The organism is Variovorax sp. Soil_C_33, assembly GCF_057656935.1.
Window position 1 is genome coordinate 136962 of record NZ_JBDGJK010000007.1, and the last position, 20592, is coordinate 157553.

The 20592-nt window shown below is 68.8% G+C and carries 16 protein-coding genes; 8 read left to right on the plus strand and 8 right to left on the minus strand.

The annotated features are described in order from the left end of the window. The first annotated feature begins 71 nt into the window (after positions 1-71). The 6 genes from mfd to AC3A6B_RS13100 all read left to right on the plus strand — a co-directional run bounded on the left by mfd (position 72) and on the right by AC3A6B_RS13100 (position 8419). Positions 72-3557, plus strand: a complete 3486-nt coding sequence (gene mfd, locus AC3A6B_RS13075) for a transcription-repair coupling factor (protein WP_487837120.1) — start codon at positions 72-74, stop codon at positions 3555-3557. Further along, entirely contained in the window at positions 3554-4264 is a 711-nt protein-coding gene (serB, locus tag AC3A6B_RS13080; protein WP_487837121.1) for a phosphoserine phosphatase SerB, read from the plus strand. Before mfd ends, serB begins: the two co-directional genes overlap by 4 nt. 123 nt (positions 4265-4387) lie before the next feature. Next, the gene (locus AC3A6B_RS13085; protein ID WP_487837122.1) at positions 4388-5359 is read left to right on the plus strand and encodes a tripartite tricarboxylate transporter substrate binding protein; all 972 of its coding nucleotides are present in this window, start codon (positions 4388-4390) and stop codon (positions 5357-5359) included. Positions 5360-5366: 7 nt separating this feature from the next. After that, on the plus strand, positions 5367-5834 hold the full coding sequence (locus AC3A6B_RS13090) for a tripartite tricarboxylate transporter TctB family protein (RefSeq protein WP_487837123.1): 468 nt from the start codon (positions 5367-5369) through the stop codon (positions 5832-5834). A 12-nt stretch (positions 5835-5846) separates the two neighbouring features. Beyond that, the gene (locus AC3A6B_RS13095) at positions 5847-7349 is read left to right on the plus strand and encodes a tripartite tricarboxylate transporter permease (RefSeq protein ID WP_487837124.1); all 1503 of its coding nucleotides are present in this window, start codon (positions 5847-5849) and stop codon (positions 7347-7349) included. 5 nt (positions 7350-7354) lie between these two features. Then, the gene (locus AC3A6B_RS13100) at positions 7355-8419 is read left to right on the plus strand and encodes an Ldh family oxidoreductase (RefSeq protein WP_487837125.1); all 1065 of its coding nucleotides are present in this window, start codon (positions 7355-7357) and stop codon (positions 8417-8419) included. A 3-nt stretch (positions 8420-8422) separates the two neighbouring features. Here AC3A6B_RS13100 and AC3A6B_RS13105 read toward each other — a convergent pair whose 3' ends face one another. Next, on the minus strand, positions 8423-9610 hold the full coding sequence (locus tag AC3A6B_RS13105) for an aminotransferase-like domain-containing protein (protein WP_487837126.1): 1188 nt from the start codon (positions 9608-9610) through the stop codon (positions 8423-8425). 77 nt (positions 9611-9687) lie between these two features. Here AC3A6B_RS13105 and nth point away from each other — a divergent pair, with 77 nt between their 5' ends. Then, positions 9688-10326, plus strand: coding sequence for an endonuclease III (nth, locus tag AC3A6B_RS13110; protein WP_487837127.1), 639 nt, complete (start codon positions 9688-9690; stop codon positions 10324-10326). On the opposite strand, the gene AC3A6B_RS13115 is transcribed toward nth, so the two are convergent. From AC3A6B_RS13115 to AC3A6B_RS13130, 4 genes are read right to left on the minus strand one after another with little or no spacing between them, the layout of a single operon-like run. Further along, on the minus strand, positions 10327-10881 hold the full coding sequence (locus AC3A6B_RS13115; RefSeq protein ID WP_487837128.1) for a histidine phosphatase family protein: 555 nt from the start codon (positions 10879-10881) through the stop codon (positions 10327-10329). Then, the gene (locus AC3A6B_RS13120; protein ID WP_487837129.1) at positions 10878-11672 is read right to left on the minus strand and encodes an adenosylcobinamide-GDP ribazoletransferase; all 795 of its coding nucleotides are present in this window, start codon (positions 11670-11672) and stop codon (positions 10878-10880) included. The genes AC3A6B_RS13115 and AC3A6B_RS13120 overlap by 4 nt, the downstream gene beginning before the upstream one ends. Continuing rightward, complete coding sequence (gene cobT, locus AC3A6B_RS13125; protein ID WP_487837130.1) at positions 11669-12712, minus strand: nicotinate-nucleotide--dimethylbenzimidazole phosphoribosyltransferase; 1044 nt, start codon at positions 12710-12712, stop codon at positions 11669-11671. The genes AC3A6B_RS13120 and cobT overlap by 4 nt, the downstream gene beginning before the upstream one ends. Further along, the gene (locus tag AC3A6B_RS13130) at positions 12709-14172 is read right to left on the minus strand and encodes a cobyric acid synthase (protein WP_487837131.1); all 1464 of its coding nucleotides are present in this window, start codon (positions 14170-14172) and stop codon (positions 12709-12711) included. Before AC3A6B_RS13130 ends, cobT begins: the two co-directional genes overlap by 4 nt. 144 nt (positions 14173-14316) lie before the next feature. Between AC3A6B_RS13130 and AC3A6B_RS13135 the strand changes: the two genes are divergently transcribed. After that, on the plus strand, positions 14317-14550 hold the full coding sequence (locus tag AC3A6B_RS13135; protein ID WP_487837132.1) for a hypothetical protein: 234 nt from the start codon (positions 14317-14319) through the stop codon (positions 14548-14550). Position 14551: 1 nt separating this feature from the next. Here the strand turns inward: AC3A6B_RS13135 and AC3A6B_RS13140 are convergent, their stop codons facing one another. From AC3A6B_RS13140 to AC3A6B_RS13150, 3 genes are read right to left on the minus strand one after another with little or no spacing between them, the layout of a single operon-like run. After that, positions 14552-16036 (minus strand): efflux transporter outer membrane subunit, encoded by a 1485-nt coding sequence (locus tag AC3A6B_RS13140; RefSeq protein WP_487837133.1) that lies wholly within the window; start codon positions 16034-16036, stop codon positions 14552-14554. Positions 16037-16048: 12 nt separating this feature from the next. Beyond that, complete coding sequence (locus AC3A6B_RS13145) at positions 16049-19318, minus strand: efflux RND transporter permease subunit (RefSeq protein ID WP_487837134.1); 3270 nt, start codon at positions 19316-19318, stop codon at positions 16049-16051. A gap of 27 nt (positions 19319-19345) precedes the next feature. Beyond that, on the minus strand, positions 19346-20590 hold the full coding sequence (locus AC3A6B_RS13150) for an efflux RND transporter periplasmic adaptor subunit (protein ID WP_487837135.1): 1245 nt from the start codon (positions 20588-20590) through the stop codon (positions 19346-19348). Positions 20591-20592: the final 2 nt, after the last annotated feature.

A 20592-nucleotide genomic window follows, 5' to 3' on the forward strand; every position in this document is an offset into this window, starting at 1 on the left:
AGCCATTCTAGAATCGGCCGTCACACCCCTCGCCGACCGGCGCGGGGTGTTCTGCATTTCTCCAACACTTCATGGACCTCCCCCAACTCACCGCAGGCAAGCGTTTCACGCTGCCCCGCCCCCCGCTGTCGGCCGACGCGCTGCTGCTGGCCCAATTGGCCGAACGCGAGAAGGCGGCGGGCCGTGCCACCGCGGTCTTCACCGCCGACGCGAACGACGCGCAGCGGCTGATCGACGAGATCGCCTTCTTCGCACCCGAGCTGCGCTGCGCCCTCTTCCCGGACTGGGAGACCCTGCCCTACGACAACTTCTCGCCCCACCAGGACCTGATCAGCGAGCGGCTCGCCACGCTCTGGCGCATCAGCCAGAAAGAGGCCGACGTGGTGCTGGTGCCGGCCACCACGGCGCTCTACCGCCTCGCGCCGCCCGCCTTCCTGGCCGGCTACACCTTCCATTTCAAGAGCGGGCAGAAGCTCGAGGAATCCAAGCTCAAGGCCCAGCTCACGCTGGCCGGCTACAGCCACGTGACGCAGGTCGTAAGCCCCGGCGAGTACGCGGTCCGCGGGGGCCTGATCGACCTCTTCCCGATGGGCTCGCCGATGCCCTTCCGCGTCGACCTGTTTGACGACGAGATCGACTCGATCCGCAACTTCGACCCCGACACCCAGCGCAGCCTCTACCCGGTGCCCGAGGTTCGCCTGCTCCCCGGCCGCGAGTTCCCGATGGACGACGACGCCCGCGCGCGCTTTCGCAGCCGCTGGCGCGAGCTGCTCGAGGGCGACCCCACGCGCAGCCGCATCTACAAGGACATGGGCAATGGCGTCGCCACCGCCGGCATCGAGTACTACCTGCCGCTCTTCTTCGAAGAGACGGCGACGGTGTTCGACTACCTCGGCGCCGATGCCACGGTGGTGCTGCACGGCGAGCTCGAGCCCGCCTTTCAGCATTTCTGGCAGGACACCGGCGAGCGCTATCGATTGGTGCGCGGCGATCCGGAGCGTCCCGCCCTGCCCCCGGAAGCGCTGTTCCTGAATGCCGAGCAGTTCTACCAGCGCGCCAAGCCGCTGGCGCAGTTGGCGGTGCGGGGCGAGGCCACGTCCGACACGCCCTACGCCGAGTTCGACCTGCTGCCCCCCTTCGCCGTCGTGCGCGGCGCCGACGACCCGCTGGTCAAGCTCAAGGAGCACATCCGCACGACGCCGCACCGCGTACTGCTGATCGCCGAGAGCGACGGCCGGCGCGAGAGCCTGCTCGACTTTCTGCGCGCCAGCGGCGTCGCCCCGCCGGCCTTCGACACGCTCGCGGAGTTCGAGGCCTCGCCCGACGAGAAGATCGGCATCGCGACAGGCGCGCTGGTCGCCGGCTTCGCCTGGCGCGAACAAGGCATCGACTTCGTCACCGAGACCGAGCTCTTCGCCACCGCGCCGGCCACCCGTCGCCGCAACAAGAAGCAGGAGCAGGTCAGCGACGTCGAGGCGCTGATCAAGGACCTGAGCGAGCTCGCGATCGGCGACCCGGTGGTGCATTCGGCCCACGGCATCGGGCGCTACCGCGGCCTGGTGCACATGGATCTCGGCCAGGGCACCGATGCCGAGGGCAAGCCGCTGCTGCAGGAGATGCTGCACCTGGAGTACGCCGACAAGGCCACGCTCTACGTGCCGGTCTCCCAACTGCACCTGGTCAGCCGCTACACCGGCGTCAGCGCAGACGAGGCGCCGCTGCACAAGCTGGGCTCCGGCCAGTGGGAAAAAGCCAAGCGCCGCGCCGCCGAGCAGGTGCGCGACTCCGCCGCGGAGCTCCTCAACATCTACGCCCGCCGCGCGGCGCGCGAAGGCCACGCCTTCCGCTTCTCGGCCGCCGACTACGAGGTGTTCGCCAACGACTTCGGCTTCGACGAGACGGCCGACCAGAAGGCCGCCATCCACGCGGTCATCCACGACATGATCTCGCCGCAGCCGATGGACCGGCTGGTCTGCGGCGACGTCGGCTTCGGCAAGACAGAGGTCGCGCTGCGCGCCGCCTTCATCGCCGTCACCGGCGGCAAGCAGGTCGCCTTCCTGGCGCCCACCACGCTGCTGGCCGAGCAGCACTACCAGACGCTGATGGACCGCTTCGGCAAGTGGCCGGTCAAGGTGGCCGAGATGAGCCGCTTCCGCTCGACCAAGGAGATCAATGCGGCCGCCAAGGGCCTGGCCGACGGCAGCGTGGACATCGTGATCGGCACGCACAAGCTGCTCTCGCAATCGGTCAAGTTCAAAAACCTCGGCCTCCTGATCATCGACGAGGAACACCGCTTCGGCGTGCGCCACAAGGAGGCGATGAAAGCCATGCGCGCCGAGGTCGACGTGCTCACGCTCACGGCCACCCCGATCCCGCGCACGCTGGGCATGGCGCTCGAGGGCCTGCGCGACTTGAGCGTGATCGCCACCGCGCCGCAGCGGCGGCTCGCGATCAAGACCTTCGTGCGCAACGAGGGCACCGGCGTGATCCGCGAAGCCGTGCTGCGCGAGCTGAAGCGCGGCGGGCAGGTCTACTTCCTCCACAACGAGGTCGAAACCATCGAGAACCGGCGCCAGAAGCTCGAGCAGATCCTGCCCGAGGCGCGCATCGCCGTCGCCCACGGCCAGATGCCCGAGCGCGAGCTCGAACGCGTGATGCGGGACTTCGTGGCGCAGCGCTACAACCTGCTCTTGTGCTCCACCATCATCGAGACCGGCATCGACGTGCCGAGCGCCAACACCATCGTGATGAGCCGCGCCGACAAGTTCGGCCTGGCCCAGTTGCACCAGCTGCGCGGCCGCGTCGGCCGCAGCCACCACCAGGCCTACGCCTACCTCATGGTGCCCGACACCGAGGGCCTGACCAAGCAGGCCGCGCAGCGGCTCGACGCCATCCAGCAGATGGAAGAGCTCGGCTCCGGCTTCTACCTCGCGATGCACGACCTCGAGATCCGCGGCGCCGGCGAAGTGCTGGGCGAGAACCAGAGCGGCAACATGATGGAGATCGGCTTCCAGCTCTACAACGAGATGCTGGCCGAGGCGGTGCGCTCGCTCAAGGCCGGCCAGGAGCCCGACCTGCTCGCGCCGCTGTCGGTGACCACCGAGATCAATCTGCACGCGCCGGCCCTGCTGCCCGAGGACTATTGCGGCGACGTACACCTGCGCCTGTCCTTCTACAAGAAGCTCGCGACCGCGAAGACCTCCGACCAGATCGATACGCTGCTGGAAGAAATCGTGGACCGCTTCGGCAAGCTGCCGCCGCAGGCGCAGACGCTGATCGATGTGCACCGGCTGCGCGTGCTGGCGCGGCCCTACGGTGTGGTCAAGGTCGACGCCGCTCCGGGCGTGATTCACATCACCTTCAAGAAGGACCCGCCGGTCGACGCCATGAACATCATCGCCCTGATCCAGAAGAACAAGCACATCAAGCTCGCAGGCAACGAAAAGCTGCGCATCGAACGCGAACTCAAGGAGCCCAAGGAGCGGGCCCAGATGGTGCGCGACGTGCTGCGCAGCCTTGGACAACCCAAGGTACAACAGGAAGCGGTGGTCGCATGAGCGCAAAAGAAATCTCCCCGGGCCTCGCCGTGCGCGGCATCACGCCGCCGCTCGCTCTGGCCGACTTCAAGCTGGTCGCCTTCGACATGGACTCGACGCTGATCAACATCGAGTGCATCGACGAGATCGCCGATGCGGTGGGCAAGAAGGCCGAGGTCGCGGCCATCACCGAGGCCACGATGCGCGGCGAGATCAAGGACTTCAAGGAGAGCCTGCGCCGTCGCGTAGCCCTGCTGCAGGGCGTGCCGGTCGATGCGCTGCAGCAGGTCTACGACCAGCGCCTGCGGCTCAACCCCGGCGCGGCGGAACTGGTCGCGGCGTGCAAGGCGGCCGGCCTCAAGGTGCTGCTGGTCTCGGGCGGCTTCACCTTCTTCGCCAACCGCGTGAAGGATCGGCTTGGCCTCGATTTCGCGCGCTCCAACCTGCTCGACGAGGCCGACGGCCGGCTCACCGGCCGCGTGGTGATGCAGTCGTGGGGCGACATCTGCGACGGCGCCGAGAAGCGCCGCACGCTGCTCGAGGTCGCTTCCCTGCTCGGCATCTCGCCGGGCGAAACCATCGCCGTCGGGGACGGCGCCAACGACCTGCCGATGATGGCCGAGGCCGGCCTGTCGGTGGCCTACCACGCCAAACCCAAGGTACGCGAACAGGCGATGGTGGCCATCGACCACGGCGGGCTCGACCGGCTGCTGGAAGTGCTGCGCTGAGGCGCTGCCAGAAACCGGTTTCTCCCTACGGCAAAAGCCGCTTGCGATGTCCTAGGGTTATCTTCAGTTTCGCGGCCGGCGCCTTGGGTGCTTGAATGGCCTTCCAACAACGAAGGAGACGAGATGAAGCGCCGCCAGTCCCTCGCTGCCATGGGTGCAGCCGTTGCCGCCGTGGTCTTTCCCGGGCTCGCCCATGCGGCCTATCCCGAGCGCCCGATCACGCTGATCGTGCCCTGGGGCGCCGGCGGCGGCACCGATGCCGTGGCCCGCATCATCGCGGCCGAGCTCGAGAAGGAGCTCAAGCAGCCGATCAACGTAGTCAACCGCACGGGCGGCAGCGGCGTGGTCGGCCACCAGGCCATCGCCTCGGCCGCGCCCGACGGCTACACCCTGGGCATCATCACGGTCGAGATCGGCATGATGCGCCACGCCGGCCTGACCCAGCTCTCGGGCACCGACTACACGCCGCTCGCGCTGATGAACTTCGATGCCAACGCGGTCTTCGTGCGCAGCGATTCGCCGATCAAGAGCGCCAAGGAGCTGCTCGATGCCGCGCGCGCCACCCCCGGCAAGCTGAAGGCCAGCGGCACCGGCCAGGGCGGGATCTGGCACCTGGGCCTCGCGCAATGGCTGGTCGACAATAAGCTGCCCGGCAATGCGATCGCCTGGGTGCCAAGCCAGGGCGCTGCGCCCGGGCTGCAGGACCTGATGGCCGGCGGCGTCGACGTGGTGTCGTGTTCGCTGCCCGAGGCACGCTCGCTCATCGACGCCGGCAAGGTGCGCCCGCTGGTCCTGCTTGGCTCCAAGCCCGACGCCATCTTTCCCAATGTGCCGCTCTACACCGATGCTTCGGGGAAGATGTGGAATGCCGGCGCCTGGCGCGGCATCGCCGGTCCGAAGGGGCTGCCTGCGGACGTCAGCGAACGGCTCGCGGCCACGCTCAAGAAGATCTTCGACGGCAAGGGCTACCAGGATTTCCTCGCCTCGCGCGGCTTCGGCGCGCTCTACGCCGACCGGGGCGAGTTCGCCAAGTTCATGGCCGAGAAGGACGCCAGCTTCGCCGTCGCGATGAAGGCAGTGGGCATCGCCAAATAAGCGCCCGATGCGCATCCATGACAGCCTGATCGGCGGCGTGCTGCTGGCGCTGGCCCTGGCCGTGCTCTGGCACATCCAGGGCTTTCCGCCTGCGGCCGGCCAGAACTACGGGCCCGCTGTCTTTCCGGGACTCGTCGCCTGCGGCCTCGCGCTGTCGTCAGCGGTGCTAATGTGGCAGGGCCTGCGGGCACACCAGCCGTGGCTTCGGCTCGGCGAGGGCATGCGTTCCACGCGCCATCTGGCGGCCTTCGTGCTCGCCGTCGCCGGCATGGTGTTCTACATCCTGCTGTCGGAGAAGCTGGGCTTCGTGCTGTGCAGCGTGCTGGTGCTCTTCGTGCTGCAGTGGGCCTGCGGCGTGCGGCCGCGCCTGGCCATGCCCGTGGCCATCGTCGCGACGCTGGTGATCCACGCCTGTTTCTACAAGCTGCTCAAGGTGCCACTGCCCTGGGGTGTTCTTCAACGCTGGGCCTGGTAAGGAGCACCCCTGATGGATTCCGTCTGGCTGGCCATGCAGATGGTCGCGACGCCGACCGTGCTGGTCGTGATGCTGCTGTCGGGCCTGTTCGGCATGTTCGTCGGCGCCGTGCCGGGGCTCACCGCCACCATGGCCACTGCGCTCTTGGTGCCCATCACCTTCTTCCTGCCGCCGGTGCCCGCCATCGCGGCGATCGTCACCGCCACCGCGATGGCGATCTTCGCGGGCGACATTCCCGGCGCGCTGCTTCGCATCCCGGGCACGCCGGCCTCGGCCGCCTACACCGACGAGTCGTACGCCATGACACGCAAGGGCCACGGCGAGACCGCGCTCGGCATCGGCCTGGTGTTCTCATGCATCGGCGGCTTGTTCGGCACTGCGGTGCTGATCGTCGCCGCGCCGGCGCTGGCCGAGGTCGCGATCAAGTTCAGCTCCTTCGAATACTTCTGGCTCGTCGTGCTGGGCCTGACCTGCGCGGTCTTCATCACCAGCGAGACGCCGCTCAAGGGACTCATCACGCTGTTCCTCGGCCTGTTGATGGGCTGCGTGGGACTCGAAAACCCGGCGGGGCATCCGCGCTTCACTTTCGGCAGCGCGGACCTGCTGGGCGGCCTGAGCCTGATCCCGGCCATGATCGGCATGTTCGCCATCTCGGAGATCCTGCGCTTCACGCTGACCACGGACCACATCGGCAGCTTCACCAAGCAGATCGGCTCGGTCTTCGCCGGCATGGGCGGCCTGATGAGGAAGTACGCCAAGCAGACCCTGCGCGGCAGCGTGCTGGGCACGGCCGTAGGCATCCTGCCCGGCGCCGGCGCCGACATCGCGGCCTGGATGTCCTTCGCGATGAGCAAGAAGCTCTCGAAGGAGCCGGAGAAGTTCGGCACCGGCCACCCCGAAGGCCTGGTCGAGGCCGGCGCCGCCAACAACAGCGCCCTCGCCGGCGCCTGGGTTCCGGCGCTGGTGTTCGGCATTCCCGGCGACTCGATCACCGCCATCGTGATCGGCGTGCTCTACATGAAGAACATGAACCCCGGGCCGATGATCTTCATGAACAACCCGCAGAGCGTCTATGCGGTGTTCATCGTCTTCATCCTCGCCAACCTGCTGATGCTGCCGCTGGGCTGGGCCTGCATCAAGGCCTCGGCGCGCATCCTGCGCCTGCCGCGCAACGTGCTGATGCCGATCATCCTGGTGTTCTGCCTGGTGGGTTCCTTCGCCATCAACAACGCGCTCTTCGACCTCTGGATCCTGCTGGGCTTCGGCGTCGCGGCCTGGCTGCTGGAAGAAAACGGCTTCCCCGTCGCGCCCGCCATCCTCGGCATGCTGCTGGGCAAGATGCTCGAGGAGAATTTCATCACCTCGATGATCAAGTCCGACGGCAGCTGGCTGCCCTTCGTCGAGCGCCCGATCGCCGCCGGCCTGGCGATCTTCACGCTCCTCGTCTGGGTCGGCTCGGGCGCCATGGCCTGGCGGCGCCAGCGGCGACGGATGCAACTCGCTGCAGCCACCTGAAACCCATGAACGACACCTCCATCCGCTACGACGCCGCCGCCCTCACCCGATTCGCCGTGCAACTGCTGCAGCATGCCGGCCTGGCCGAAGCCATGGCGCGGACCGTGGCCGATACGCTGGTGCAAGGCGACCTGCTGGGCCACGACACCCACGGCCTCGCGCTCCTGGCCGGCTATGTGAAAGAACTCGAGGCCGGCACGATGAAGCGCGAGGGCGCACCGCTCGTCGTTTCCGACCGCCCCGCCGCCGTACTGTGGGACGGCCAGCGCCTGCCCGGCCCCTGGCTGGTGCACCAGGGCCTGGATCTGCTGCTGCCGCGCGCCCGCGAGCTGGGCACCGCCTCGCTCGTGATCCGCCGCAGCCACCACATCGCCTGCCTGGCGGTCTACCTGCTGCGCGCGCTCGAAGAAGACATGCTGCTGGTGCTCGCCTGCTCCGACCCGAACGCGGCCAGCGTCGCGCCCTTCGGCGGCACGCAGGCGGTGTTCACGCCCAATCCGCTGGCGCTGGGCTTCCCGCTCAGCGAAGGCGGCGTGATGGTCGATATCTCGGCCTCCATCACCACCAACGGCATGAGCAACCGCAAGCGCGCGGCCGGCGAGCTGTTCGACGAGGAATGGCTGGTCGACGCACAGGGCCGCCCGAGCAGGGACCCTGCAGTGCTGTTCGCCCAGCCGCCCGGCACGCTGCTGCCGGTCGGCGGCCTGAGCCACGGCCACAAGGGCTACGGCCTGGCGCTGCTGGTGGAGGCGCTGACCGCTGGCCTCGCAGGCCATGGCCGTGCCGACGCGCGCGAGGGTTGGGGCGCGACCGTGCACCTCACGCTGCACGACCTGCAGGCCTTCGGCGGCAAGGCGGAGTTCCTGCGGCAGATGGACCATTTGGCCATGCAGTGCCGCGGCAATGCACCGATCGATGCGGCCAGGCCGGTGCGCGTGCCTGGAGAACGCGGGCTGCAGCGGCGCGCCGAGCAGCTCGACCAGGGCGTGCGCCTGCACCCTTCGATCGCGCCGTCGCTCGAGGACGCCGGGCAGCGCTATGGCCTGAAGCTCTCCGACGCGCGGCGCTGAGCTTCAGAGCGCGGCGCCGAGCCGCGCGATACCCTCTTCGATCTTCTCCACGTTGGCGGTCGCAAAGCTCAGGCGCAGCGTCGCGACATCGGGCTTCTCGGCAAAGAAAGGCGCGCCGGGCACGAAGGCCACCAGCTTCTCGATCGCGCGCTGGGCCAGCACGTTGGCATCGGCCAGCTTGCCGTTGGCGCCGGTGAGCCGGGCCCAGAAGAACAGGCCGCCGCCCGGCTGCTCGAAGGCGATCGCGTCGCCGAGCTCGCGCTTGAGCGCCGCGCCCATGGCCTGGGCCCGCTCGCCATAGACCTTGCGCACGTGCGCCAGCGTGTCAGGCATGCGGCCGCTCTTCAGGTACTGCGCGGCCGTCGCCTGTGCGAAGGTGCTGGTGTGCGCATCGCTGAACTGCTTGCACATGGTGGCCTTCGCAAGCAGCTCGGCCGGCGCGATCATCCAGCCGATGCGCAGGCCCGGGCTCAGCACCTTGCTGAGGCTGCCGCAGTGCGCCACCAGCTCGCGGCTGCCCGGCACTTCGCGGGTGAGCGACATGATCGAGGGCGGCGGCGCCTTGCCGAAGTACAGGTCGCCGTAAGGGTCGTCCTCCACCATCAGCGTCTGGTACTTCACCGCCAGCTCCAGCACCTTCTTGCGCCGCGCCAGGCTCAGCATCGCGCCGCTCGGGTTGCCGAAGGTCGGGATCAGGTAGACGAACTTGGGCTTGTGCTCGGCGATCAACTGCTCGAGCTTGTCGACATCGACGCCGTCGGCATCGATGGGCGCGCTGATCAGCTGCGCGCCGTAGAGGCGGAAGCACTGGATGGTGGCGAGGAAGGTCGGGCCCTCGACGATCACCTTGTCGCCGGGCGAGATCAGGGTCTTGCCGAGCAGGTCCAGCGCCTGCTGGCTACCGGTGGTCACGATCAGCCCGCTGGGATCGACCTGCACGCCCTTGTTCTTCATGAAGGCGCTGAGCTGCGTGCGCAGCGGTTCGTAGCCCTCGGTCGCGCCGTACTGCAAGGCACCGCCCGGCTCCTCGGCCAGCGCCCTGGCGCTCGCTTCCTTCAGGCCTTCGACGTCGAACATGGCGCTGTCGGGAAAGCCGCCCGCGAAGCTGATGATGCCGGGCTTGCCCAGGAGCTTGAAGAGTTCGCGGATGGCGGAGGTTTCGACGTTGTCGAGGCGGGTGGCGAATTGCATGGCAACCTTCTGCAAATGGAGTGACGCCCGCCATTGTCGCCAAGTTCGGAAAAGAGAACCCTACACTGCGCGCCACGATGAAAAAAACAGAGATCACGCCCTTTTTCGCCACCTTGCAGGCAGCCAACCCCGAGCCCGAAACCGAACTCGAGTACACGACCCCTTTCGAGCTGCTGGCCGCCGTGCTGCTGTCGGCGCAGGCCACCGACGTCGGCGTCAACAAGGCGACGCGCAAGCTGTTCCCGGTCGCGAACACGCCGCAGGAGATCCTCGACCTGGGCATCGAAGGGTTGGAGAGCTACATCAAGACCATCGGGCTCTACCGCAGCAAGGCCAAGCACCTGTTGGAGGCCTGCCGCATGCTGGTCGAACAGCACGGCGGAGAGGTTCCGCGCACGCGCGCCGAGCTGGAGGCGCTCCCGGGCGTGGGCCGCAAGACCGCCAACGTCGTGCTCAACGTGGCCTTCGGCGAGCCGACGATGGCGGTGGACACGCACATCTTTCGCGTCGGCAACCGCACCGGGCTGGCGCCGGGCAAGACGCCGCTCGAAGTCGAACAGAAGCTCATGAAGCGCGTGCCGCCCGAGTTCCGGCTGCATGCGCACCACTGGCTGATCCTGCACGGGCGCTATGTCTGCGTGGCGCGCAAGCCGATGTGCTGGAAGTGCGCGGTGGCGCCGTACTGCGATTACAAGCCGAAGACGCCGGCGCCCTGATCAGGGCAGCTCGACGGTCAGGTATTCGCCGAACGCGATGCTCTGCGCGGGCCACTGGTCAGCGCGCTCGGCACATCGCACGCCCTCGCGCAGCAGCCAGACCGCACGGATCACGCCGGCATGCGTGATCCACAGCGCATCGCGGCCGCTCTCGCGCCAGGCGTCGAAAGCTTCGCCGACCCGCTGCATGAAGGCGCGCGTGCTTTCGCCGTCGCCGCCCGCGCGCGTATCGGCGAAGCTACGGGTCCAGGCGTCGAACTCGGCGCGCTCGATGCTCGACCAGCTGCGGCCTTCCCAGGCGCCGAAATCCATCTCGGCGATGCGCGCATCGGTGCGGACTGCGAGGCCGGGCCGGAGCCCAGCAATCGCCTGCGCCAATCCGGCGCAGCGCTGCAAGGGAGAGCAGACGATTTCTTCGATCCCTTCGGCAAGCTGCGGCGCAATGCGTTCGGCCAGCAGGCGCATCGCTTCGGGCGCCACCCCCACATCGCTGCGGCCGTAGCACAGGCCGGTCGCGGCGTCGGTCTGCGCGTGGCGCACGAGCCCGAGCTTCATGCCTGCCAGGCGAGCGCCAGGTAGATCGCAAGCTCGCAGACCTGCTGCGTCGCGCCGAGCCCGTCGCCGGTGAAACCCTGGAGCCGGCGCCACAGCAGCGCCGCCATGTACAGCGCGCCGAGCAGGCATGCGAGCAGGCTTGCAGCGCCCTGCAGCGGCGGATGTGCGAGCAGCAGCAGGGCCGCCGCCGGCAGCGCATACAGCACGCCCACCAGCAAGGCCCCGCCGCCGATTGCATCGGCGAGTGGCTTCGCCTTGCTCGCGCGTTCGTCGCCGACATAGGGCAGCCAGCGGATCAGGAACAGCGGCGCCAGCCGCGACAGCACATGCGCGCCGAGCAGCGCGGTGGCTGCGCTCATCGCACCCTGCCCCGCCAGCACGGCGAGCAGCGCGATCTTCAGGCCCAGCGCCAGCACCAGCGCGATCGCGCCGAAGGCGCCGATGCGCGAGTCCTTCATGATCTCCAGCGCCCGCGCGCGATCGGACGCGCCGCCGAGGCCGTCGGCCACGTCGGCCAGGCCGTCCTCGTGAAAGGCGCCGGTCATCCAAACCGTCGCAGCCGTGGACAGCAGCGCCGCAACGGCAGCGCCTGCCACGCCGGGCAGCCCCCCCTGCGCGAGCAGGAACACGCCCGCGCCCACCGCGCCGACCAGCCAGCCCACGCCGGGAAAATGCGCGGCGCTGGCGCGCAGCATCGCCGGGCTGAAGCCCACCCATCCGGCCAGTCGCCCGGTCACGGGCACGCGCGTGAAGAACTGCAGCGCCAGCAGGAAGTGGCGCACACCGTTCATGTGTTGTCCCGCTGCGAAACGCCGGCCGACTCGAAGCTCGCCATCTCGCGCAGGATGCGGCACGCGGATTCGAGCAAGGGCCAGGCGAGCGCGGCGCCGGAGCCTTCGCCGAGGCGAAGATCCAGGCGCAGCAGCGGATCGAGGCCGAGCGCATCCAGCAGCAGCCGATGGCCCGGCTCGGCCGATTCGTGTGCCGCCACGCAGCGCTGCACGACGTGGGGCCGCAGCGCCTGCGCCACCAGCACCGCGGTGCTGGCGATGAAGCCGTCGACCACGATCACGCGCCGCTCGTGCGCGGCCTGCAGCACGGCGCCGACCAGGGTCGCGATCTCGAAGCCGCCGAAGGCTGCGAGCGCCGCCAGCGGCGTGCCGGCGTCGGCATGCAGCGCGAGCACTTCGCGCAGCAGCCGGCGCTTGCGCGCCAGGCCGTCGGCATCGAGGCCGGTGCCGCTGCCGGTGCAGGCATCGATGTCCAGGCCCGTGAGCCGCGCCAGCAGCAGCGACGCGGCCGAGGTATTGCCGATGCCCATCTCGCCCAGCAGCAGCGCGTTGCCAGGCAGCTCGCGCACGAGCGCGATGCCGTTGGCGATCGCCTGCTCGCACTGCGCGACACTCATGGCCGCTCCTGCGGACGAATCGGCAGTGCCCGGCGCAACTTTGCGGATGCGCAAGCCATCACGCGGCGCGAAGTCGTGCCGCACGCCGCAGTCCATCACGGTCAACGCCAGCCCATGCTGCCGCGCCAGCACGCTGACGGCCGCGCCGCCGGCAAGAAAGTTCTCGACCATCTGCCAGGTCACGTCGCTCGGATAGGCCGACACGCCGCGAGCAGCCAGGCCGTGGTCGCCCGCGCAGACCAGCATCTGCGGCGCCTGGAGCACAGGCGATTCGCTGTCGAGGATCAGGCCTAGCCGCAAGGCCAGCGCCTCCAGCCGGCCCAAGGCACCGAGCGGCTTGGTCTTGTTGTCGATCTGATGTTGAAGTCGCGCAGCAAGCGCAGCGTCGTCGAGCTTCGGGGCGGTAGGGAGTTCAAGCATCATTCGATCAGTGAGCGCAGCACGCCCGGTTCAAAGTGGGAATCGATCTGGTCGGCCAGTCCGTCGAACACGCTGTCCAGCGTGCGCGCGGCCACGCCGAAGAGCGCGTGCAGCGCGGCCGGGTCCTCGAACAGGCCATGCAGGTAGAGCCCGAGCACGTTGCCGGCGGCGTTCTGCCAGGCCAGCTCGTCAGGCATGACAGCCATCGCGTGATCGCCGGCGGCGGCCATCGCGGCATGGGGCGCGGTCTGGCCATGATGGATCTCGTAGCCGCGCATGGCGACATCGGAGAGCGCGGCCCAGGGGCCGGTCAATTGGGCAAAGCGGGCCTCGCGCGGCTGCACGGTCTTGTCGGCCGCGAACACGGTGACCAGGGGCAGCAGACCGAGGCCGGGGCCATTGCCGTCGACACCGTGCGGATCGATCAGCGCCTCGCCCAGCATCTGCAGCCCGCCGCAGACGCCGAGCACCACACCGCCGGCTGCCGCATGTGCGGCCACCGCGCGGTCCAGGCCTTGCGCGCGCAGCCAGGCCAGGTCGCCGCTGGTGTTCTTCGAGCCGGGCAGCACGATCCAGTCGGCGCCGGCGACGTCGGCCGGGCTGCGCGCCCAGCGCAGGCGCACGCCGGCGATGTTCTTCAGCGGCTGGAATTCGTCGAGGTTGCTGATGCGCGGATAGGCGATGACGGCAATGGTGCGCGTGACCTCTCCGGACGAGACGCTGCGGTCGTCGAAGACACCGTCTTCTTCGGGCAGCCCATGCTGCCACCACATCGGCAGCGTCGCGACAGTCGGGATGCGCGTGAGCGCTTCGAGCTGTTGCGGCGCCGGCGCGAGCAGCGCGGCATCGCCGCGGAACTTGTTGAGCACGAAGCCCTTGATCAACGCCTTGTCGGCCTCCGGCATCAGCGCCCAGGTGCCGTAGAGATGCGCGAAGGCGCCGCCGCGGTCGATGTCGGTCACCAGCAGGCAGCGCGCCTGCGCATGCCGGGCGACGCGCAGGTTGACAATGTCGCTCCCCATCAGGTTGATCTCGGCCGGCGAACCGGCGCCTTCAATCACGACCACGTCGTTCTCGGCCCGCAGCTCGTCGAGCGCCTCTGCAATCTGCGGCCAGACGCGTTCGCTGCGCCCGCGCCACGGCAGTGCCGTCAACTCGGTGCTCACGCGGCCCATCAGTACCACCTGGCTCAGCGTGTCGCGCTCCGGCTTGAGCAGCAGCGGGTTCATGCGCACATCGGGCTCGGCTCCCGCCGCCAACGCCTGGAAATATTGCGCACTGCCGATCTCGCCGCCGGCGACCACGCGTGCGTTATTGCTCATGTTCTGCGCCTTGAACGGCGCCACCCTGAAGCCTTGGCGCGCATACCAGCGGCACAGCGCGGTTGCGAGCCAGCTCTTGCCGGCACCGCTGGTGGTGCCGAGGACCATGACGCAACGGGCTCTGGCGGTTGTTGTAATCATCTGCGGATTGTCCGCTACGACCCCAGCCATTCGGGCCGCTCGCGGAGTCCTTCACGCTTCGGCGCCTTGCTTTCGGGCGCGCCGGCGTGAAACACCCTCATTGATTCGTAGCCTCCTCGCATCGACAAATGAGGGAGTGGATTGATGCCCGCGATACGCGACATGGCGCTCACGGTGGAGGAGCGCGAGAAAGGCAATTTCTTCTGGGTGCTGATCGAAGCGCTTGACGACGAGGCAGGCGAAGCGATGCTCTACCGCCGCTTCAAGTCGGCCGCTACGCCGCAAGCGAGCTACTCGAGCGCATTGGCGCTCGGAGCGGCGGCGCTGCGCCGGCTGGCCGATGCGCAGCCGGCGCCCGCAGCGGACGCAGACGGCTGACTCAGCGGGTCGCGATCTGCGCCGGTGCCTCCGGCGTCGCTGCGCCAACGGCTTGAGGCACTTCCCAGCTGCCGCCCAGCGCGCGGACCAGCCCGACCGTCGCCTGGTACTGCGCCGATCGCACTTGCAGCGCCTGCCGGCGGTTCTGCAGTTCCTGGCGGCGCGCGTCGAGCAGGTCGAGCTGGCTGACCAGTCCGTTGCGGTAGCGCGAATCCGACAGCGTGGTGGCCCGGCTCGCCGAAGCGACCGCCCTTCCCTGCACGCCCGACTGCTGCTCGAGGATGCGCAGCGAAGAGAGCTGGTCTTCCACGTCCTTGAAGGCGCCGAGCACCTGGGCCCGATAGTTCGCGAGCGCACCGTCGAGCTGCGCATTGGCGCTCTGCACGCCGGCCTCGCGCCGGCCGCCGTCGAAGAGCGGCAACGCGAGCAGCGCGCCGATGCCCCAGGAACGCGCCGACCACTTGAAGAGGTCGCTGGCTTCCGATGAAGCATAGCCGCCGCCGCCGGTCAGTGAAATGCTCGGGAACCATGCGGTCTGCGCCACGCCGACGCGGGACTGCGCAGCGAACACGGCCTTCTGCGCGGCCGAGATGTCGGGCCGGCGCGTCAGCACCGTCGCCGGCACGCCGGCCGGAATGGTGGGCAAGGCGGTCGACCACTCCTGCGTCTCCAGCGCGAAGCTCGATGCCGTCTCGCCGGTCAGCACCGCCAGCGCGTGTTCGAGCTCGGCACGGCGTCGGTCCAGCGTCAGCGCTTCGGATTCGGTGGCCGCCACTTCGGTTTCGACGCGCACCACGTCGAGTTCGGCCAGGTCGCCGGCCTGGTTGCGGCGCTGCACGAGACGCAGGGTGTCGCGGTAGGCGCCGACGGTTTCGCGCACCAGCGCGCGTTCGGCGTCAAGCGCGCGCAGCGAGAGGTAGGCCTGGGCCGTCTCGGCCTGGACCAGCAGGCGCGTGCTTTGCAGCAGGCCTTCGCGCGATTCGGCATCGAGCCGCGCCGCATCGCTGGCGCGCGAGAGGCGGCCGAAGAGATCGATCTCGTAGGAGAAATCGAGGCCGGCCGTGATCAGCGTGGAGGGCCTGTTGCTCTGGTTGCGGTCCAGGCCGGCCTGCCGGCTGGCGCCCGCGCCCAACCCGACCTGCGGCGCGCGATCGGCATCGGTGCTGCGCAGCACGGCGCGCGCCTCGGCCAGGCGCGCAGCCGCGGACTGGATGCTGGTGTTGTTGGCAGCGGCCTTCTGGACCAGCGTGTCGAGCACCGGGTCGTTGAAGGCGCGCCACCATTCGCCGCGCGGCTGCGACTCGGCCGGCTGCGCGCGCGTCCAGGTGCCCTCGGCCTGGGGCGCCGCCTGTTCCTTGAACTGGGCCGGCGTGTTGAAGGCCGGCAGTTCCGCCGGTGCCGTTGCGCAGCCCACCAGGACCAGCGCGGCAACCAGCGGCAGCAGCGCGGCGCGCCAGGGGCGGAAGAGTTTCGAATCGGATTTCATGATCAACCTTCTTTATTCATGCAACTTGAGCGGCGAGGCCGGTGCAGGCTGCAGGCCACCGCCGCCGCCCGCCGCATGCGGCGCCGCCGCCGGGTGGTCGGCCGAGACGAAGCTGTCGTCCAGGTGCGGCACCTGGCCATGCAGCTTGAGCGGTCGGTTGCCGGTCAGCCGGCGCAGCGTCACGTAGAACACCGGCGTCAGGAACAGGCCGAAGGCCGTCACGCCGATCATCCCGGCGAACACCGCCACGCCCATGGCCGAGCGCATCTCCGAACCGGCGCCGGTCGCCAGCACCAGCGGCAGCACACCCATCACGAAGGCCAGCGAGGTCATCAGGATCGGGCGCAGGCGCAGCCGGCTGGCTTCGATCGCGGCCTGGATCGGCGTTCGACCGGCGAACTCGAGCTCGCGTGCGAACTCCACGATCAGGATCGCGTTCTTCGCACTCAAGCCCACCAGCACGATCAGCCCGATCTGCGTGAACACGTTGTTGTCGCCGCCCGAGAGCCATACGCCGGTCATCGCCGCGAGCAGGCCCATCGGCACGATGAGGATGATCGACAGCGGCAGCGTGAGGCTTTCGTACTGCGCCGCCAGCACCAGGAACACCAGCAGGATCGCGAGCGGGAACACCAGCACCGCCGAATTGCCGGCCAGGATTTCCTGGTACGTCAGCTCGGTCCACTCGAAGCTCACGCCCTTGGGCAGCGTGTCGGCCGCGATGCGTTCGATCACGTCCTGCGCCTGGCCCGAGGAGAAGCCGGGCGCCGGGCCGCCGTTGATGTCGGCCGAGAGGTAGCCGTTGTAGCGCATGGCGCGTTCCGGGCCGAAGCTGGAGTTCACCTTCATCAGCGCCGACAGCGGCACCATCTCGCCCGAGTTCGAGCGCACCTTCAGCAGGCCCACGTCTTCGGCGCGTGCGCGGTATGGCGCATCGGCCTGAACCCGCACGCTGTACGTGCGGCCGAACTTGTTGAAGTCGTTCGCATACAGGCTGCCGAGGTAGATCTGCATGGTGTCGAAAATGTCCTGCACGGGCACGCCGAGCTGGCGAGCCTTGGTGCGGTCGATGTCGGCATAGAGCTGCGGCACGTTGACCTGCCAGCTGGTGAACATGCCCGTGAGCTCGGGCGCCTGGCGCGCCTTGGCCATGAAGGCCTGCACCGCGGCGTCCATCTGCTCGTAGCCGACCGAGCCGCGGTCCTCCAGCTGCAGCTTGAAGCCGCCCGTGGTGCCCAGGCCCGCCACCGGCGGCGGCGGGAACATCACGATGAAGGCGTCCTGGATGCCCGCGAACTGCTGGTTGAGCTGGCCCGCCACTGCGCCGCCGCTCTGGTCGGCGCGCTTGCGCTCGGCAAAGGGCTTCAAGGTCGCGAACACGATGCCCGAGTTCGAGCTGTTGGTGAAGCCGTTGATCGACAGGCCCGGGAACGCGACCGCGTCCTCGACGTTCGGGTTCTTCTTGGTGATCTCGCCCATGCGATGGATCACCTCTTCCGTGCGGTCGAGCGTGGCGCCGTCGGGCAGCTGGGCGAAGCCGATCAGGTACTGCTTGTCCTGCGCCGGCACGAAGCCGCTGGGCACCGCCTTGAAGAGGCCGAAGGTCACGCCGACGAGGGCGAGGTAGATCACCAGCATCAGCGTCTTGCGCGAGATGACGTTCTTGACGCCGCCGCTGTAGGCCTCGGCGCCGCGATGGAAGAACTTGTTGAAGCCGCGGAACAGCCAGCCGAACACGCGGTCCATGCCGCGCGTCAGCGCGTCCTTGGGCTCGTCGTGACCCTTGAGCAGCAGCGCGGCGAGCGCGGGCGAGAGCGTCAGCGAGTTGATCGCCGAGATCACCGTCGAGATCGCAATGGTCACCGCGAACTGCCGGTAGAACTGCCCCGTGAGTCCGCTGATGAAGGCCAGCGGGACGAACACCGCCACCAGCACCAGCGCGATCGCGATGATCGGCCCGGACACTTCGCGCATGGCTCTGTACGTGGCCTCGCGCGGCGTGAGCCCCGCCTCGATGTTGCGCTCAACGTTCTCCACCACCACGATCGCGTCGTCCACCACGATGCCGATCGCCAGCACCAGGCCGAAGAGCGAGAGCGCGTTGATCGAGAAGCCCAGCACGTGCAGCACCGCGAAGGTGCCGATCACCGACACCGGCACTGCCAGGAGCGGAATGATGGAGGCGCGCCAGGTCTGCAGGAACAGGATCACCACCAGCACCACCAGCGCGATGGCTTCGAGCAGCGTGTGCACCACCGACTCGATGGAGGCGCGCACGAACTGCGTCGGGTCGTAGGCGATGCGGTATTCCACGCCTTCGGGCATGTTCTTGTTGATCTCCGCCATCGTCTTGCGCACGTTGGAAGAGATGTCGAGCGCGTTGGAGTTGGGCGCCTGGAACACGCCGATGCCGACCGCGTTGTCGTTATTGAGCAGCGAGCGCAGCGAATAGTCGGCCGAGCCGAGCTCGAGCCGGCCGATGTCGCGCAGCCGCGTCACCTCGCCACCGGCACCCGTCTTGACGATGATGTCGCCGAACTCCTCTTCGGTCTGCAGCCGGCCCTGGGCGTTGATGGACAACTGCATGTCCACGCCCGGCAGGCCCGGCGATGCGCCGACCACGCCGGCCGCCGCCTGGATGTTCTGGCCGCGGATCGCAGCCACCACGTCGCTGGCCGAGAGGCCGCGCTGCGCGACCTTCTGCGGGTCGAGCCAGACGCGCATCGAGTAGTCGCCGCCGCCGAAGATCTGCACCTGGCCGACGCCCTCGATGCGCGCCAGCCGGTCCTTGACGTTGAGCACTGCGTAGTTGCGCAGGTAGGTCATGTCGTAGCGGTCGTTGGGCGACACCAGGTGCACCACCATCGTGAGGTCGGGCGCGCTCTTGACCGTGGTCACGCCGAGCCGTCGCACTTCCTCGGGCAGCCGCGGCTCGGCCTGCGAGACGCGGTTCTGCACCAGCTGCTGCGCCTTGTCGGGGTCGGTGCCGAGCTTGAAGGTGACGGTCAGCGTCATCACGCCGTCGGTGGTCGCCTGGCTGCCCATGTAGAGCATGCCCTCGACGCCGTTGATCTGCTCCTCGATCGGCGTCGCCACCGTCTCGGCGATCACCTTGGGATTGGCGCCCGGGTACTGGGCGCGCACCACCACCGAGGGCGGTGCGACCTCGGGGTATTCGGAGATCGGCAGCCCGCGCAGCGCGATCAGGCCGGCGATCAGCATCAGGAGCGACAGCACCCCCGCGAAGATCGGCCGGTCGATGAAGAACTTGGATAGATTCATGATGATTCTCTAGAGAGCGCCCTGTGCTCAGGACTTCGCGGCAGCCGCCACGCGCTGCGGCTGCACCTCGGTCTTGGCGTCCATGGTGACGGCCTGCGGCGCGACCAGCGCGCCGGGGCGCACGTGCTGCAGGCCGTTGACCACGATGCGTTCGCCGGCCTTCAGGCCCTTGGTCACGATTCGCAGGCCGTTGACCGATGCGCCCAGCGTGACTTCGCGGTATACGGTCTTGTTGTCGGCGTCGACGACCATCACGAACTTCTTGTTCTGGTCGGTGCCGACGGCGCGTTCGTTGACCAGCACCGCGCTCTCGCTGCGGGCCTGGCCCATGCGGATGCGGGCGAACTGGCCGGGGATCAGTGCGCCGTCCTTGTTGTCGAAGGCGGCGCGCACGCGCACCGTGCCGCTCTTGGCGTCGACCTGGTTGTCGATCAGCTGCAGCTTGCCTTCGTAGGGGGTGCCTTCGAGGCCGGCGGTGCCCATCTGGACCGGGATGCCTTCGAGCTTGGCGCGCGCGCTGGCGCCGCCGGGCAGGTCCTTCAGCGCCTTGACCACAACCTGCTCGTCGGCATCGAAGCTCGCGTAGATCGGGCTCACCGAGACCAGCGTGGTGAGCACCGGCGCGCCGGGTCCGGCCGCGACCAGGTTGCCCACCGTCACTTCGATCTTGCCGATGCGCCCGGCCACCGGCGCGCGCACCTGGGTGTAGCCCAGGTTCAGGCGTGCGCTTTGCAGCGAAGCCTGCGCCGCACGCAGGTTGGCCTCGGCCTCGCGGCCGGCATTGACGCGCTCGTCGAGCTCGCGCTGGGCAATGGCCTTCTCTTCCCACAGGCGGCGTGCGCGCTCCTGCTCGCTGCGCGTGAAGGACACGCGCGCCTGGGCCGAGGCCACCTGGGCTTCGGCACGCTCCACCTCGGCCGCGTAGGGCGCGGGGTCGATCGTGATCAGCAGGTCGCCCTGCTTGACCAGCGAGCCTTCGCGGAAGTGCGCCGCCTGCACGGCTCCGGCCACGCGGGAGCGCACATCGACCCGCTCGACCGCCTCGAGCCGGCCCGAGAACTCGTCCCAGGTGTTGACGTCGGTCGCGGCCACCGTGGCCACCGACACCGGCGTGGCGCGCGGGGCGCCGGCCGCGGGCGCATTGTTGGCCTCGGCCTTGAAGCTCGGCAAGCCGAGTACGAGTGCCGCACAGGCGATCGCGACCGCTGCGGTGATGCCGGTCACGGCGGGCCAGAGGCGGCGGCGGTTCTGGTTAGACAGCTTGCTTTGCATGA

Bases quoted from the DNA above. Each gene is read 5' to 3' on its own strand.
- mfd (WP_487837120.1), top strand. From the start codon at position 72: ATGGACCTCCCCCAACTCACCGCAGGCAAGCGTTTCACGCTGCCCCGC.
- serB (WP_487837121.1), top strand. From the start codon at position 3,554: ATGAGCGCAAAAGAAATCTCCCCGGGCCTCGCCGTGCGCGGCATCACG.
- AC3A6B_RS13085 (WP_487837122.1), top strand. From the start codon at position 4,388: ATGAAGCGCCGCCAGTCCCTCGCTGCCATGGGTGCAGCCGTTGCCGCC.
- AC3A6B_RS13090 (WP_487837123.1), top strand. From the start codon at position 5,367: ATGCGCATCCATGACAGCCTGATCGGCGGCGTGCTGCTGGCGCTGGCC.
- AC3A6B_RS13095 (WP_487837124.1), top strand. From the start codon at position 5,847: ATGGATTCCGTCTGGCTGGCCATGCAGATGGTCGCGACGCCGACCGTG.
- AC3A6B_RS13100 (WP_487837125.1), top strand. From the start codon at position 7,355: ATGAACGACACCTCCATCCGCTACGACGCCGCCGCCCTCACCCGATTC.
- AC3A6B_RS13105 (WP_487837126.1), bottom strand. From the start codon at position 9,610: ATGCAATTCGCCACCCGCCTCGACAACGTCGAAACCTCCGCCATCCGC.
- nth (WP_487837127.1), top strand. From the start codon at position 9,688: ATGAAAAAAACAGAGATCACGCCCTTTTTCGCCACCTTGCAGGCAGCC.
- AC3A6B_RS13115 (WP_487837128.1), bottom strand. From the start codon at position 10,881: ATGAAGCTCGGGCTCGTGCGCCACGCGCAGACCGACGCCGCGACCGGC.
- AC3A6B_RS13120 (WP_487837129.1), bottom strand. From the start codon at position 11,672: ATGAACGGTGTGCGCCACTTCCTGCTGGCGCTGCAGTTCTTCACGCGC.
- cobT (WP_487837130.1), bottom strand. From the start codon at position 12,712: ATGATGCTTGAACTCCCTACCGCCCCGAAGCTCGACGACGCTGCGCTT.
- AC3A6B_RS13130 (WP_487837131.1), bottom strand. From the start codon at position 14,172: ATGATTACAACAACCGCCAGAGCCCGTTGCGTCATGGTCCTCGGCACC.
- AC3A6B_RS13135 (WP_487837132.1), top strand. From the start codon at position 14,317: ATGCCCGCGATACGCGACATGGCGCTCACGGTGGAGGAGCGCGAGAAA.
- AC3A6B_RS13140 (WP_487837133.1), bottom strand. From the start codon at position 16,036: ATGAAATCCGATTCGAAACTCTTCCGCCCCTGGCGCGCCGCGCTGCTG.
- AC3A6B_RS13145 (WP_487837134.1), bottom strand. From the start codon at position 19,318: ATGAATCTATCCAAGTTCTTCATCGACCGGCCGATCTTCGCGGGGGTG.
- AC3A6B_RS13150 (WP_487837135.1), bottom strand. From the start codon at position 20,590: ATGCAAAGCAAGCTGTCTAACCAGAACCGCCGCCGCCTCTGGCCCGCC.